Here is a 14,774-nt window from a genome sequence, read left to right as displayed (position 1 = left end):
TCGGCAAGCTCAGCATGACCGGCAAAGCACCCGATCTGCTAACCTGCTTATCAGCACGGTCTGTTAAGGGTTTGGCTCGGCATCTAACCTAGCTAGCAAGTCTTTTTGGGCGGCTTCCCAGGTGTCAAGCTGCTTGTTTTCCGTCCACATATCCCGTGGCTCCGAGTCTTTCAGAATAGCTTCTACGGCCTGCTGAGCTAGCTCTACTAGCTCCTCGTCGTCGCTGCTAGCTAGGCGCTGCACCACTGGCAATAGGCCCGGCAGAAAGTCGGTGCCGGGATGGCCGCGCCAAGCGGCTACGATTTCGGCCGCGGCTAGCGCAGGTAATGCAATTTCTGCTTCAATGTGCTCCTCCTCTTCAGCGGCAGCTACAAGCGCTTCTAACAGTAGTACTTCACTACCATTCGCCATAAAATCGCCCGCAAAATCGGTGGCGTCGTCGTTGTCGAAGTTGTAAGGTCCCCAGGCAGCCATTTTGTGTTGTTCAGGTTACGGTATGAAGCCTACTACGTGTTTGGCGCCAGAATGAACGACCTGATCGAGGTAAGCGTACTTGCACGCAGCACCACTTTATGCGAGAAGCGAACCTGTTTGCTCCCTATTGGCGCTAATTTCGCTGTGGGCTATCCTTAGCTTATTGCTATACTCTGATGGCCTTATATCGTTCGTCTCTCCTGCTCCTTATCAGCCTAGGCCTAGCACTTCCACTTCAGGCACAGAAGGCGCACGTGGTCGAACTGCATAAGCAAGTACTCACGCTCCCCGAGCGCAGCTTCTATGTGCAGCAAGTAGTAGATGCCCGCCCCGATACCACCACCCTCGGCCAAGTGCACCTAGGGGTACTGAACCGCCCCGTTGAGGTCGTCTTAGCGGGTCAGGCGGCGCCTTATTTGCACGAATATCTAACTCAACAGTTGCCGGCTCGCCCAACGGACCGGCCGTTGGTGTTGCGCATCACCGCCATGCGCGTTGCCGAAACCATCAATTACAACTCCGAAGTCGGAAAGGCGCAATGCACCTTTGAATGGTATGAGCCCTTACCCACCGGATTATACCGGCGGCTGGGTAGCGCCATGGGTACGGCCAGCCGGAGCGGGATGGATGTGACGGGATTTCACGCGAGCAACCTAGTGACCGCCATGCAGCGGAGCCTGGAGAAGGTAAACCTCTCGACTCCGGCCAAGGCGGAAACGCCTCTGGTAACGTTCGCCCAACTCCGCAGCCCCGTCGACCTAGCCCCAAGCAGCCAAGTGTACCCGGTGCTGGAAGCCGAGGTCATCAACAAAGGGCGCTACCGCACCTTCCACGATTTTCGCGACAACACCCCCGATCATTCGCTGCCCTTCGAAGTAGAAACTACCGCCAATACCGAAGGCAACCTAGCTGGGACGTATAAGGTGCATCCGTACATTACGGATGCCACCGGCAAGCACCGCCCGCTCCCCGCTGATACGTGGGGCTTCTCGGATGGGCGTAACGTTTTTATTCGCTACCAGAACGCCTACTTCCCATTAGAGCGGCACGGCAATCAGCTCTCGTTCCGGGTGTATTCTGTGCAGCCAGGGCCGCTCATTATCGGGGCGGGCGGCTTGCTAGGTGCCGCCGTGGGTATAGCGCTTTCGGCCGCCACAACGCACGCATACGAGCACGAGTTCACCATCGACATTACGGACGGCAACGTGTTCAATGCCACCAACCTAACGCAAGTCAGCGGTCCTGTGGCCGACTCTGCGAGCGTGATCCTGTACCGCTTCGAAGGGGCTAAAGCAGGTCTACCAGCCGTGGTGCTACTCAACGGAATACCGCAGGATAGCTTGCAAGCCAACACGCAGCGTACGTTGCGCTTGCACCACCAATCGGGTCCGTGGCGACTCAGCCTGCGTACCCCCGCTGGTGAAGCTAGCTTGGACCTGCAACCGAGTTTTCGGCAGAACAACTTTGTTGAGTGCGCAGTCATAGCGGGAGCTCCCCCGCAGCTGCACGCCGTACCAAGCAAAGAAGGCGAATTCGCCCTGCGCCGCATTAATACTTGGCAGCAGGCTTCCGCGAAACGCGCCATTCGAACTGCCGCCAAGTAGACTTTCCTACCTAGCTTACAGCCGGCTACTTTGCTTTCTCACGCGGCCCCTGCCCGACACGAGCGTACTCGTAGGCGGCTAGCTCCTGCGCCGTATGGTAAGCATCCAACCCCGAAATGGCCACGTCGCCGGCGCCGTTTAAGTCCACCGTGCCGTCGGGGCGCAGTAGGTTCTCAGGGAGGTAGAGGTCGATAACTTTTCCCACCAGCATAATGGTGCCGGTGGCCTTCACGGCTACTTCTTCTACTAATTCCAACCCCATCTTGATCTGGCTTTCCTGCACGTAAGGGGCTGGAAAGTCATTCAGGTATTCCGGGGTCAGCCCGCAGGCTGTAAACTCCGATTCTTCGCGGGGGAAGTCGGCGGAGGTGTAGTGGGCCTGTGCCACAATACTAGTCTGCACATGGTTGATGGTGTAGCGCCCTGTGGCCTTGATGTTCTCGTACGTATGACGCGGCACCGTAGTGGGCCGCGTGAACATGCCAATGAACGGCGGATTAGAACCTAGGTGCACCACGGAACTGAAAATGGCCAGATTGGTCTCCCCATCAGTGCCCGCCGTTCCGATCAGGTTGGCCGGCTTGTAGCCGGTAATAGAGTTGATCAGGTTTAGGCGAAATACTTTCTCCATGCCCTGAATATCCTGCTCGGTAATGCGCTTCATAGTAAGTGTTTCGCTCGGTTTATATGTAGCGCGAAGCTCCTGCTTCGCGTCTCGTTGAACGGCTGTCACCTATTGTCGTGCTGGCTTTATCGTTCAACGAGGCACGAAGCAGGAGCTTCGCGCTACATCGTCCAGAAGAACAGACAACGATAAGAGCGAATTGTTACAGCTTTGCTTTGGTTGCCACGGTTGCCGTAGCCATTCCCATGATAGCCACGAGGATAAAAGACACCCGCAGGCTGGTCGCGCCGGCCACCAAGCCAATCATCGGCGGACCTAGCAGGAAGCCCAAAAAACCGATAGTTGAAACAGCCGCCAGCGCCGAACCCGGCGACATAGTTTTGCTCTTGCCCGCCGCGCTGTACACCAACGGCACCACCGACGACACTCCGAAGCCCACCAAAAAGAAACCTAGCACCGCCGTAGCGAACAGCGGAAACGCCACGGCCAGCAGCAAGCCGCCGGCCGTGAGGGCGCCACTCAGCTGCAAGGTGTGGCGCAGCCCGAACCGGTCTTTGAACCAGTCAGCCCCGAATCGACCGAGCGCCATCGTGCTCATAAACGCGGTGAAGCCGGCTCCCACCAGCGCCGGTCCTGGCTGCACGATCTTCTTGAAGTACACCCCGCTCCAATCGAACATGGCCCCTTCGCAGATCAGGGAGAAAAAAGCAATTAGCCCTAGGGTCAGCAGTTCGCTATCGGGCTTGACGAAGATGGGCTGATCGGGATTAACGTTATGATCTTCAGACAATAAATACCGCGAGCAAATCGCCGCGCCCGCCACGCCAGTTGCCATAATCAGGATGAAGTGCTGACCTGGCACAATGCCCAGCCCATTCATAAACGTGCCGATGGCCGCGCCCGCAAAGCCTGCCAAGCTCCAGAGCCCGTGGAAGGAGGCCATAATGGACTTGCCGTACAGCGCCTCCACCCCCACTGCCTGGGTGTTGACGGAGATGTTAGCGGTGTTGCTGGCAAAGCCAAACACGAACAGGCACACGCTTAGCTGCACCAAATTTTGCGCCCACCCTAGCCCAACGAGTGTAACCGAATAGAGCAGCAGCGCCGCGACAATCACCTTGCGGCTGCCTTCCTTGGCAATCAGCCACCCAGCAATGGGCAGCGATACCATCAGCCCGACTGGCATGGCAAAGAGCACCAGCCCTAGTACCGCATCGGAGAAACCTAGCTTCTGCTGAATGCTGGGGATGCGCGAGGCCCAACTGGCAAAACACAGACCCAATAGGAAAAACATGGCGCCCACGGCAAGCCGATGAGTGCGTTTTGGAACGTACGCTGGTGCTGAAACAGAAAGCATATAACAGAGAATTTGGCTGGCGCCTACCCACACAAGCCGCGCCACTTTTGGCCGCGAGCATCTTGCAACCCATTCGAGCTAGGCTAGGTTTTGGCAAATGTATAGACGATTAGGCCTGTTTGGCCGTTGCGTCCCACCGCTCATGTGGTCAATAGAGTGCCGAAAGTTGTTAATGCAGTATTGGGCGACGGCTAAAAGCGAAGTGGTATTACGATTAGTGCCCACGTGCTAGCAGCGCAATACCGCCCACAATCAGCAGCAACCCTAGGCCTTGCAGCAGCGTGAGCGTTTCGCGCGCCACGACTACTCCTAGCACAGCAGTGAGTAGCACCGAGCCGCCCACAATCACCGGCGTGCCCACCGACGACGGCACACCGCGGCCAAATACCACGAACGTCAGAATCTCGGCTAGCCCCACTCCTAGCCCGGCCAGCGCGGCTAGCAGCAAGCCTTTGTTGGTGATGGGCAGCGGCTGCCCTTGCAGCTTCAGTTTCAGCAGCCACGCCGCACCTAAGGCAGCGGCTACGAGTTGCAGCACCACGGCGCCTACGGCCGCCGGCAATTGGCTGGAAGCTAGCTTGATGAAGAAGTTATAGAGCGCTAGGCAGAAGGCCGTGAGCAGAGCGAGGAGGAACCAGGGCATTTTAGTCAGTACTGATAGATTGAGGGCTTGAACCTAGTCCGTTATCCAAAATGCGCCATCTACCTTGACTAGCAGCAATCCAACGATAATCATTCTTGTCTTCTGAGTCCTTACTCCAATCAATATCCTCGGCCCAGTAAAGGATTCCCTCATCCCAAATACAAACAGCTTGGTATATCACAGCCGCGGCTGAATCCGAGTTTTTCTCGTCCTGTACCCAATTAAAGTCTATCACATCTTCAAACACAATTTCAATAGCAGAGACTTTCCTCATTTGTCTTTGAAATAGCATTCTGACAAATGTCTTGTTGTCGAAACACATAGCAAGCCTTTCGTCTACAAACTCTCGGGTTTGAAGTGAAAGCTCCCTTAGACAACTATCATGAAAGCTACCAAAGGAAATCATTAGCCGCTGAACATCAGCTTCAGTCTTTAATTCTTGCCACATCAGACTACTATGAGTTTGCTTGGGGAAATAGCGCTGGATTGGTAAAGAAGTTGCGTAAGCCTAAGAAAAGCTATCTAATAATAGACCCTAGTTATGAGTTGGGATTTCATCATTATAGGCTTTATGGCAGTTGCGACACTAGTTTTTGCTCTATACAGAGAAGAAACCAGAACATCACAGCTAAAAGAGCACGGTATCAAGACAAAGGGAATTGTACTTAAAAACAAGTTCCATTTAAGTCGTGCTTCAGTCTTCAGACCAATAGTCCAATTCAAAACTGAACAAGGGCAAATTATTGAGGCGGAAGACATGAACGGAATAGCAATAGCTATTCCTAGGTTCTCTAAGGGTGAAGAGATAATTCTGCTGTACGAAGAAGCTAATCCCCGCAATTTCACAATTCTATCTAGCGCGAACTAATAGTAATTTTATCCATCGGCATTACCGAAACTTTTCCTTCAACAGCTCAATCTCCACGGCCGGCGCTACCTTCTCATACAGCACCCGATACGCCGCATCCGTAATGGGCATAAATGCCTTGAGCTTCTTATTCAGCTCGTGAATGCTCTTGACGGCGTAGTAGCCCTCGGCTACCATGTTCATCTCCATCTGCGCCGATTTCACCGAGTAGCCCCGGCCGATCATGTTGCCGAAGGTACGGTTGCGCGAGAACTGCGAGTAAGCCGTCACGAGCAAGTCACCTAGGTAAGCCGAGGCCGACAGGTCGCGCTGGATGGGACTGAGCGCGTGCAGAAAGCGGCGGATTTCCTGCACGGCGTTGCTTACCAGCACCGCCTGAAAATTGTCGCCGTAGCCGAGGCCGTGGGCCACGCCGCAGGTCAGGGCGATGATATTTTTCATTACGGCGCAATACTCAATGCCGTCGAGGTCGGCGCTGGGGTGGGCTTTCACGTAGCGGTTGCGCAGCAATTGGCAGAACTCCTCAGCGAGTTCTAAGTCGGGGCCGCCGATGGTGAGGTAGCTTTGCTTTTCCAGGGCTACTTCCTCCGCGTGGCAAGGCCCGGCCACCACCCCAAGCTGCTCGGGTGCAAGGCGAAAGCGCTGGGCGACGTAGTCGGTCACCAGCACATTCTTCTCCGGAATCATGCCTTTAATGGCCGAGATAATACGCTTGTTTTTCAGCGCGTCACGGTCAAGCTTATCCAGCACAGGTTGGACGAAGGCGGCGGGCACCGCCAGCACCAGCCAATCGGCGTCGGCTACTACATCGGCGAGGTCGGTGGCGGGCTGCACGCGAGCTAGGTCGAAGGCCACCGACGACAAGTACCGCGGATTGTGGCGCGTGCGCAGCAAGTGCTGCACGTCATCTTTATGGCGCAGCCACCAGCCCACATGACTGCCGTTTTCAGATAATATTTTGGTGAGAGCGGTGGCCCAGGAGCCACCGCCAATCATGGCGATTTTGTGCATGAATTCCGGGAAATATGGGCGGGGCGGCGAAATACGGGGCTAAAGTACGATTTCGGCCGTCATCCTAAAGGCTGCCGGCCAATGTGCCGGGCGCGCTTGCGCGCTGCTTCTTACCAGCAGGTGCTACTTGAATCAGCAGCCCCTTGAAGGGCTAACAGCAGCTGCTTTTGGGCTACATGTACATGTGATGCGCGCAATAGGCAAAGCGGTTAAGCAGCCGCAATTCGGCAAAGTCAATCACATATTCATGTCTAGATAACTTTATGATGATGAACAACTTGCGGCGTAAACTTGCATCACTTTTCCACCACGCCACAATCTTCAATCCTTTCCTTCCTCTTACCCATGAACAAATTTTCCATTACCCTCTGCACGCTTCTCGCCATCCCATTTGCGCTGTCTTCCTGCGACACCAACAAAGACAAGGAAGATGTAAAACCCGCCACCAAAACCGAAATGCTAACCGACAAAAACTGGATGTTGTCGGCGCTTACGACCACCCCGGCCCGCACCCTAGGGGGCAAACAAGTCACCGACTTATTTCCCTACGTAGACGAGTGCACCCTCGACGATGTGCTCAACTTTGCCAAGCCAAACGTGTACCGTTTCGATGAAGGCACCACCCGGTGCAGCGCCCAAGACCAGCAGTCCCTGACGGGTACCTGGGCCTTCCGAGAGGAAGAATCCGTTCTAGCTACTCAATTTCCGGGCTACCAGGAAAATACGTACAACGTCTTAGAGCTAAACAACAATACCCTCAAGATGAAGACGCAAACGACCATCAACGGCGTCAAGTACACCGAAACGTACACGTACACCAAACACTAGTTCCAGCTAGCTTTTACGCAAAAGGCCCTTTTGTTTTGCAGCTTACCAAGCCCAGAAGCTAGGTGTTACTTCGCTTCCTCATCATCCTGCTCTTTCAGCGCCGCTTTGTTGATGGTTTTGGCATCTTTCACAACCACGGCCGCTCCGTTCTTCAGCGTTTTGGCCACGGCCCGGAAAGGCCCGCTTACGATTTGCTCGCCAGCTTGTAGTCCGCTGTGAATTTCAATGTTGGCGAAGTCGCTGATACCGGTTTTCACGGGTACCATCACGGCCTTGCCGTTGCGCACGACGAACACGACTTCCTGTACCTGCACCTTGGGAGCAGGTTTGTCGCTGGCAGTTGCCGGGCCGGACGCTGCTCCGGAGCCATTAGCTTGGCCTTGGTCAGCTTTCGTGGCGGCGCTGTCGGAGCGAGTAGTGACGGCAGATAGCGGTACGCTCAGCACTTGGCTTTTGCGGTCGGTGATGATGTCGACGGAAGCCGTCATGCCGGGGCGGAAAGGTACCACGGTGCGGCCGTTCACGGTGCGCAGCAAGTGGCGGTACGACTCCGGCAGGAGCCGAATCCGTACTTCAAATTCCGTTACGGCCTCCGCCGTGAGGGCGTCTTTCGCGGTGTTAGCAATGCTGGTCACGAGGCCACGAAACTTCTCGTCCTGATTAGCATAGCTGTCCACTTCCACGTCGACCGAGTCACCTAGGTGCACGTTGATGATGTCGTTCTCGTTCACGTTCACGCGCACTTCCATAGAGTTGAGGTTGGCAATGCGCATGATTTCAGTACCCGCCATTTGCGAAGTACCTACTACCCGCTCGCCTTTCTCCACGTTGAGTTTGCTGACGGTGCCGCTAACGGGCGCGTAGATCGTGGTCTTGTTCAGGTTCTTACGCGCTTCCTCCAGAGCGGCCTGGGCGCTAGTAACGCTGCTCTGCGCGGCCTTAATGCTGGCGCGGGCACTGTTCAGCTCTTCCTGCGACGCGTTATAGGCGGCCTGGCTAGCTTCGTAGTCCGACTGCGAAATCACCTTCTGCTTGTAGAGCGAGGCATTGCGCCGGTAGGTCAATTCCGTTTGCTTGGCACTAGCAATGAGCTGCTGCAAGCGGGCCTGGGTCTGCCCGACGTTGGCGCGCTGGGTGCCCACCACTGCCGATTGCTGGCTCACCATAGCCTGATAGTTATCGGGCCGGATGCGCAGCAACAGCTGCCCCTTCTTCACGGAGTCGCCCTCGGCCACATACAGCTCAATGATTTCGCCGGATACGTCGGGCGAAATCTTCACTTCCGTTTCGGGCTGCACCTTCCCCGATGCACTCACCTTCTCTACGATGTTAGCCGGCGCAGCCTTGGCAACAATTACCTCTGTACCGGCTGGACGCCCTACCAAGCCTTGTTTCTTGGCCACGACAAAGCCCCCTAGCCCCACAATGATAATCCCCAGCAGAATGTAGAGTAAGCGGTTGTTTTTCATACTTCGTTGAGTGACTGAGTAACTGAGTGACTGAGTAGGCAGAGCACCATGTCACTAAGTATTTTATAGTAAATAGTTAAGCAAAGAGCAGTTGCGTAGCTGAGTGGCTGAGTGCAGTCGTTGAACAACACTCAGCTACTCAGTCACTCTTCACAAAGTGAGCGGTTTGCCTTGGTAGAAGTCCAGCACTTTGCGCCGGAAGATAAACTCGTACTTGGCCTGAATCATGGTCGATTCGGCGGCCGTGAGGTTGTTCTTGGTGATGTTGAACTCGGTACCATTGAGCAGGCCGTTGTTGAAGCGAATTTCAGCATTGCGGTACGAGGTAGTCTGCGCTTCTACTTGGCGGCGGGCAGCCCCAAACTTGCGCTGGGCAGCAACGGCATCGGCGTAGGCTTGCTGAATGCTCTGGCGTAGGTTTAGACGGGTTTGCTCGGCGTTGAGCTGGGCTTGCTGCACATTGATGAGCGAGCGTTGCACGTTGGTGCGCACCTGCAAGCCGTTCAGAATCGGAATGCTCAGGTTGAACTGCAACTGCCGACCTAGGTTCTGGTCGAGCTGGTCCCAATAGCTCTGCGACAGAATGGCCGTGTTGCGCTGGTACACCAGCACGTTGAGCGGAACCGTGGTACCGGGCGTCGCTGGGTTTTCCACGTAAAACGTGGTCTTACGCGCCGTCGAGTCATTTCCGACCGACGTGATGGTGCGTGCCGAGGAATAACCCGAGAAAATGCTGGCACCGAAGCTCAACCGCGGCATATACCCGCCGCGGGCAATGTCGACGGTCGACTTGGCACTGCTCACGCGCAGGTCGGCCGCTTTAATTTCGGGCAGCAGCGTGAGGGCCGTTTGGTAGGTTGCGTTGGGGTCTTCGCTGAGCGGCGCCTGCTCATCGGGGTCCGGTAGGTTCGGCACTTCTACCTGAAACGCCGCTTGGCTGACAGTATCTAGGTTCATGAGCTGAGTAAGCTGCAAACGAGCAATGTCGCGCTGGTTTTGAGCCGTAATCACGTTCAGCTCGTCAGTAGCCTGCTGCGCCTGAAGGTCGAGCAAGTTGCTTTCTGCCACACTGCCAGCCTTCAGCAATTTGCGCGTGCGCTCTACCTGCTGCACATCGCTATCGACTTTCAGCTGATTAGTACGCACTAGTTCTTCGCTTAGTACCAATTGTAAAAACTGCGACGCGACGTTGAGCGACAAGTCATTGCGAGCCTTTTCAATGTCGCCGAGGCTAGCCTGATAGTCGAGCGTATTGCGCTTGACGGTATTGCGCAGCTGAAAACCTTGAAACAGCACGACTTGCGCAACGCCAGAAACGTTGTTGGAGCGCGTGGTCTGGTTCTGAAACTCGTACGTCAATGGGTTTACGCTGCGTCCGTAGTTCCACGTCTGCGAGCCGTTGAGGTTGGCCGTAGGCAGTTGGGCCGCCTTGCTCTGACGCAGGATAGCGCTACTGGTTTCCGCCGTCAGCTGGTTCTGGCGCACCGTCAGGTTGTGCTCCAGGGCATAGTCTACGGCGCGCTGCAAGGTCCAGGCACCGGCAGGAGCCGTTTGCATCGTGCCGGCTGGGGGCTGCGTGGGTGGCGCCGTTTGAGCGACGGCCGTGCTCACGGCCAACCCTAGCCCCAAGCTAATGCTCGCCTTCACAAAAGGACGAACAAGCAGAGTAGAAGGTAGTTTCATGGGCTAAAACAACTATAAGTCGATGTTAGGAATATAGGTAACGCGGTGTACCCAACTTAATTGGCGCAGATAAGCCAACGTAATGTCTTTAATACCTGAGTCCATCTCGATGAACTGCCGGGCCACGTCGTGTTTGCCTTTGCGCGAGACAAACATGGTGGCAATGTTGCAGTCGTCGTGGGCAATGACGGAGGCGATGAAAGCAATGGAGCCGCGCCGGTCGTCGGCATCCACAATGAGCGTGTGCAGGGAGGCCGAAAAATCTGCCGGGAAGCCATCAACCTCCACAATGCGAATGACGCCCCCACCCCGGCTCTGTCCAATCACTTCCGCTGTCTGGCCGGTGCGCTCGTCACGCAGCTGCAGCTTGATGGTGTTGGGGTGCATGGTGGAGGCATTGCCTACACTTTGAAAGGTATAGTGCAACCCCGCTTCCTTGGCGTAGTCAAAGGCCTCACGAATGCGCTTATCATCGGTAGCGTAGCCGAGTAAGCCGGCTATAATAGCGCGGTCGGAGCCGTGACCTTCGTAGGTGCGGGCAAAGGAATTATAGAACGTGATGACGGCATGCGTGGGCAAGGACCCGAGGATCCGGATGGCCGCGCGCGCGATGCGCACCACGCCGGCCGTATGCGAGGAGCTAGGCCCGATCATCACCGGCCCAATCATATCGAAAATGCTGCTTTTCTCCGCCATAGACGCAGTAAAGGTATTGGATTCACAGGGAAAGGCAACGCCTGCTGTCGCGTCTGTTTAGTAGATGTTCAGATTGGGATTTAGGTTGCTTGCTCGGCTTGATTTGGCGGGTTTTTCGTTCTTTGCGGCGTGGGCGGTAGCACCTAGCTCCTAGTTGTCGCGCGAAGCTCCCGCTTCGCGTGTCGTTGAACGATATTCGTTGTGACTACCTAGGTGCAAGTCGTTCAACAACACGCGAAGCGGGAGCTTGGCTGCCGCCTTCCTCCGGTTCGCGCTACACGCTGCCTATTTCCTTCCGCTTTGCTTTTCCATGTCTGAATCTGCTTCCGAATTTTCGCCCGAAGTACTTGCTCAGCTCCGTCGCCTTCAGCAAAAGTATGCTGCTGATGGGCAGGACCTAGGTGCTTACCTTGAGGGGCTCTACTACGCCGACTACGTCAACTACTGGGACTATATCGAGCTGGACACGCTGCTGAGCTTGCAGCGCCCGCTCACCCAGATTCCCGACGAGCGAATTTTCATTATGTACCACCAAATTACGGAGCTGTACTTCAAGCTTTGTTTGTGTGAGTACGAGCAGATTGGCGCTCTGCAACAGCCCACTATGACCGAAATCGTACTGCGGGTGGGCCGCGTCAACCGCTACTTCGAAAACCTGATCGACTCGTTCGACGTGATGGTGGACGGCATGGACAAACAGCAGTTTTTGCAGTTTCGCATGGCCCTCATGCCCGCCTCGGGCTTCCAGAGCGTGCAGTACCGCATGATTGAAATTGCCAGTACCTCGCTCGACAACTTGGTCGACAAGGAAAAGCGCCGCCTGCTGGGCGAAGCCGCCGCCCACGACGAGCTCATGGGCTGCATCTACTGGAAAGCCGGCGCTACGGTGGAGGAAACGGGCGCGAAGGCCCTCACTCTTATTCAGTTCGAAGAGAAGTACACCCAGCTGCTCACCTCCCACGCCGCTGAGTACAAAGACTGCAACCTATGGAGCGTGGTGCAGCGCCTCCCCGGGGAAGAACGCCAGCACCCCCGCCTTCTGCGCCAGCTCAAGCAGCTCGACGTGAACGTGAACGTAAACTGGCCGCTGATGCACTTCAAATCGGCCGTGCGCTACCTCCAGCGCGACCCCGCCGACGTGCCCGCTACTGGTGGCACCAACTGGAAGAAATACCTACCTCCCAAGTTTCAAAAGCGCATTTTCTACCCCCAGCTCTGGAGCGCTCAGGAGATGGACGATTGGGGCAAAGGCTGGGTAGAGAGTATTATGGAGAAGCGGTAAGAAACACTTTACTATGCTATTAGAAGCTGTTTAGGAAGTTTAAGCAATAGTAACCGTCACGCTGAGCCTGTCGAAGCCTGACCCGGAAACGACTTTCTAAACAGCTTCATAGTCTCATACCTTATATGAAAACTATCCTCTCAGACAAAAGCTTCCGCCTAGCTATTATCATCTCGCTTACTTTTCTCTTTACTGGATTCTTACTGCTGCACTTCCATTTGATTGCCTACGGTTGGGCATTTTTTATTCTCTTACCTATTGTTACTGGAATTGCTATTGGGGCGCTGCCCAGTATTAAGTGGGCGTACCGGGGGCTGGCAGTCGGTTTAGCTATTTTTTTGATGCTTTTACTAGTTGGACAACTGGAAGGGCTCATTTGCGTTTTGATGGCCCTGCCAATTATAGTATCGCTGCTGTTTTTAGGTAGTGTTATTTCATTGCTACTGAAGCGGTTTGAACAGCTCAGAGACTCCACTAACCTCAATACCCTAGCTCTGCCCTTTTTCCTATTTCTGCTATTTGCGCCCGTTGACAAGAAGCTCAACTCAGCCCCCGAAACTATAGCCGTAAGCTCCGTGGTGGTGCTGCCGTATTCGCCAGCGCAGGTATATGAGCAAATAAAATCCGTGGATACGCTGAACACCCACAAGCCTTTTCTGCTGCGTATTGGCTTGCCCGTTCCGCAGAAATGTGTGCTTGAACGAGAGCAAATAGGTGGCTTGCGCACCTGCTATTTCGAAGGCGGCAAGATAGTCGAAAGAATTACAGCGCTTCAGCAAGGCAAGCTGCTGAAGATGGACGTTATCAGCTATCAGCTCACTGGGCGTAAGTGGCTAGGTTTCAGAGAAGCAATTTACCTTTTCGAACTAACAGCCACCGGCAAAACTAAACTTATTCGCACTACAACTTACACTTCGGAGCTAAAGCCGCGAGCGTACTGGGAGCCTCTGGAGCAAATAGCTATTGAACAAGAACACCAATACGTGTTCGACAACCTAGCCCAGGATTTAGCGGCTGCTTACAGGCGCGGCTCGCAGCCTCAAGCCCCAAAGTAATTGGCGTGCTCTGGTTCGGCAGCGACACACCACCGAACCAGAAACAGCCTACTAGTAGCGCCGGTACACCACCACGGGCCGCGGCCGTCGCACGTACACGAGGCGGGGCCGTACGATAACGGGCGCTGGTGCGACTACCACGGGCCGCAGGGGCACCACCACGCCCGGAGCCGGCGCTACGTAGACGGGCCGCGGCATGGGGCGCACCACCACAACGCGCCGGGCCGGGCGTCGATAGTATCCGTATTGTGCCTGCGCCGGCAACGCCGACCAAGTGGCCACCAGCAATGCTGTAATCGAAAAAGCTGTGCGCAAAGACATAGGACAAGCATTTAAGACTATTTCTGCTTGCTTAGAACGCCTCCTCGGCGAAAGGTTTAATGGACTTAATCAGACACTGATATTGTCATTCCGAGCTAGGCTAGCTTCTTGCCGCCACTGCCAACCCGAGGTCTTTTTGCAAACACACGCTGTTTTCCACGCCGATGTACTGGCCGTAGTTTGGAATATAATGGTAGCCAGACTTCTCGTACAATCGAATGGCTTCGGGTTGTTTCTTACCCGTTTCCAGCACGCAGCCGCGGTATCCTAGCTCTCGCGCCCAACTTTCCAGTTCCGTTAGTACAGCGGCGGCGATGCCTTGGCCGCGCCACGTTGGCAGCACAAACATGCGCTTGATTTCAACAAGCTCTTCGGCGAATTCTTTGAAAGCCCCACAGCCAATGGGTTCCTCTCCTTGGTAGGCGACGATGGCGTGCCGAATGGTGTCGACCTTATTAAACTGCGCGTAAAACGTGTGCTCGGCGCCGTCGCGCACTTGCAGATCCTGGTCGAGTAGTTGCACCAGCTGGCGAAAATCGGGGTTGTCGGACGTGGTGCGGGTAAGGTGAAGCATGCGCAAAGCAGTTTAGCGTGAGCAAAAGCTAGGTTTGAGTGGTAGAACCGCGTTTTTTAATAGGCTCTGGGGTCGAAGCTAGGTGGCGCTTTGATGCAATCTACTATACAATTTGCATCCCTGAACTTAGCCCAGCTCCTCGCCTTTCTGCGACTGGTCAGTCGGCCAGTGACACTCTTCTGGCAAACGAACCAGCAGTGTAACTGCATTTATTCCCAAAGGCTTAAAACAAACCGGTCCCGTCGGCGGGCTGCTGACGGGACCGGCTACTGGTGTAGTCGCTG

General features: G+C 55.2%; 16 protein-coding genes. 5 read left to right on the top strand and 11 right to left on the bottom strand.

Annotated elements, in window-relative coordinates:
• Positions 1-63 precede the first annotated feature (63 nt).
• Entirely contained in the window at positions 64-474 is a 411-nt protein-coding gene (locus SD425_RS12435; protein WP_324679015.1) for a DUF4259 domain-containing protein, read from the bottom strand.
• Positions 475-650: 176 nt separating this feature from the next.
• On the opposite strand from SD425_RS12435, the gene SD425_RS12430 reads away from it, so the two are divergent.
• Positions 651-2,078, top strand: coding sequence for a hypothetical protein (locus SD425_RS12430; protein ID WP_324679013.1), 1,428 nt, complete (start codon positions 651-653; stop codon positions 2,076-2,078).
• Positions 2,079-2,103: 25 nt separating this feature from the next.
• On the opposite strand, the gene SD425_RS12425 is transcribed toward SD425_RS12430, so the two are convergent.
• The 4 genes from SD425_RS12425 to SD425_RS12410 form a co-directional block, all read right to left on the bottom strand.
• Positions 2,104-2,742, bottom strand: coding sequence for a flavin reductase family protein (locus tag SD425_RS12425; RefSeq protein WP_324679011.1), 639 nt, complete (start codon positions 2,740-2,742; stop codon positions 2,104-2,106).
• Between the two features lie 163 nt (positions 2,743-2,905).
• Positions 2,906-3,997: an MFS transporter gene (locus tag SD425_RS12420; protein ID WP_324679008.1), complete on the bottom strand. Its 1,092-nt coding sequence runs from the start codon at positions 3,995-3,997 to the stop codon at positions 2,906-2,908.
• Positions 3,998-4,274: 277 nt separating this feature from the next.
• A complete protein-coding gene (locus SD425_RS12415; RefSeq protein WP_324679006.1) occupies positions 4,275-4,703 on the bottom strand; it encodes an EamA family transporter in 429 nt (142 codons plus the stop codon).
• Between the two features lies 1 nt (position 4,704).
• A complete protein-coding gene (locus tag SD425_RS12410) occupies positions 4,705-5,151 on the bottom strand; it encodes a hypothetical protein (RefSeq protein WP_324679004.1) in 447 nt (148 codons plus the stop codon).
• A gap of 93 nt (positions 5,152-5,244) precedes the next feature.
• Here SD425_RS12410 and SD425_RS12405 point away from each other — a divergent pair, with 93 nt between their 5' ends.
• Positions 5,245-5,571, top strand: coding sequence for a DUF3592 domain-containing protein (locus SD425_RS12405; protein ID WP_324679002.1), 327 nt, complete (start codon positions 5,245-5,247; stop codon positions 5,569-5,571).
• A 21-nt stretch (positions 5,572-5,592) separates the two neighbouring features.
• On the opposite strand, the gene SD425_RS12400 is transcribed toward SD425_RS12405, so the two are convergent.
• A complete protein-coding gene (locus SD425_RS12400; RefSeq protein ID WP_324679000.1) occupies positions 5,593-6,582 on the bottom strand; it encodes an NAD(P)H-dependent glycerol-3-phosphate dehydrogenase in 990 nt (329 codons plus the stop codon).
• 345 nt (positions 6,583-6,927) lie between these two features.
• On the opposite strand from SD425_RS12400, the gene SD425_RS12395 reads away from it, so the two are divergent.
• A complete protein-coding gene (locus SD425_RS12395) occupies positions 6,928-7,410 on the top strand; it encodes a lipocalin family protein (protein WP_324678998.1) in 483 nt (160 codons plus the stop codon).
• A gap of 65 nt (positions 7,411-7,475) precedes the next feature.
• On the opposite strand, the gene SD425_RS12390 is transcribed toward SD425_RS12395, so the two are convergent.
• From SD425_RS12390 to sdaAB, 3 genes are all read right to left on the bottom strand, one after another.
• Positions 7,476-8,879, bottom strand: a complete 1,404-nt coding sequence (locus tag SD425_RS12390; protein ID WP_324678996.1) for an efflux RND transporter periplasmic adaptor subunit — start codon at positions 8,877-8,879, stop codon at positions 7,476-7,478.
• Between the two features lie 150 nt (positions 8,880-9,029).
• Positions 9,030-10,562, bottom strand: coding sequence for a TolC family protein (locus SD425_RS12385; RefSeq protein ID WP_324678994.1), 1,533 nt, complete (start codon positions 10,560-10,562; stop codon positions 9,030-9,032).
• A 12-nt stretch (positions 10,563-10,574) separates the two neighbouring features.
• Positions 10,575-11,258, bottom strand: coding sequence for an L-serine ammonia-lyase, iron-sulfur-dependent subunit beta (gene sdaAB / locus SD425_RS12380; protein ID WP_324678992.1), 684 nt, complete (start codon positions 11,256-11,258; stop codon positions 10,575-10,577).
• A 310-nt stretch (positions 11,259-11,568) separates the two neighbouring features.
• Between sdaAB and SD425_RS12375 the strand changes: the two genes are divergently transcribed.
• Together SD425_RS12375 and SD425_RS12370 are read left to right on the top strand one after the other, a co-directional pair.
• Positions 11,569-12,540 (top strand): tryptophan 2,3-dioxygenase family protein, encoded by a 972-nt coding sequence (locus SD425_RS12375; protein WP_324678990.1) that lies wholly within the window; start codon positions 11,569-11,571, stop codon positions 12,538-12,540.
• A 125-nt stretch (positions 12,541-12,665) separates the two neighbouring features.
• Positions 12,666-13,595 carry a polyketide cyclase gene (locus tag SD425_RS12370; RefSeq protein ID WP_324678988.1) on the top strand — a complete coding sequence of 310 codons (930 nt, stop codon included), beginning with the start codon at positions 12,666-12,668 and terminating at the stop codon, positions 13,593-13,595.
• Between the two features lie 51 nt (positions 13,596-13,646).
• On the opposite strand, the gene SD425_RS12365 is transcribed toward SD425_RS12370, so the two are convergent.
• On the bottom strand, positions 13,647-13,916 hold the full coding sequence (locus SD425_RS12365; protein ID WP_324678986.1) for a hypothetical protein: 270 nt from the start codon (positions 13,914-13,916) through the stop codon (positions 13,647-13,649).
• A gap of 100 nt (positions 13,917-14,016) precedes the next feature.
• Positions 14,017-14,490 carry a GNAT family N-acetyltransferase gene (locus tag SD425_RS12360; RefSeq protein ID WP_324678983.1) on the bottom strand — a complete coding sequence of 158 codons (474 nt, stop codon included), beginning with the start codon at positions 14,488-14,490 and terminating at the stop codon, positions 14,017-14,019.
• Between the last annotated feature and the right edge of the window lie 284 nt (positions 14,491-14,774).

Origin of the sequence: Hymenobacter sp. GOD-10R, assembly GCF_035609205.1 — a bacterium.
In the GTDB taxonomy this organism is placed as follows: Bacteria; Bacteroidota; Bacteroidia; order Cytophagales; family Hymenobacteraceae; genus Hymenobacter.
Note: the sequence above shows the minus strand (reverse complement) of the source record. Positions and strands in the feature narration are given on the sequence as shown.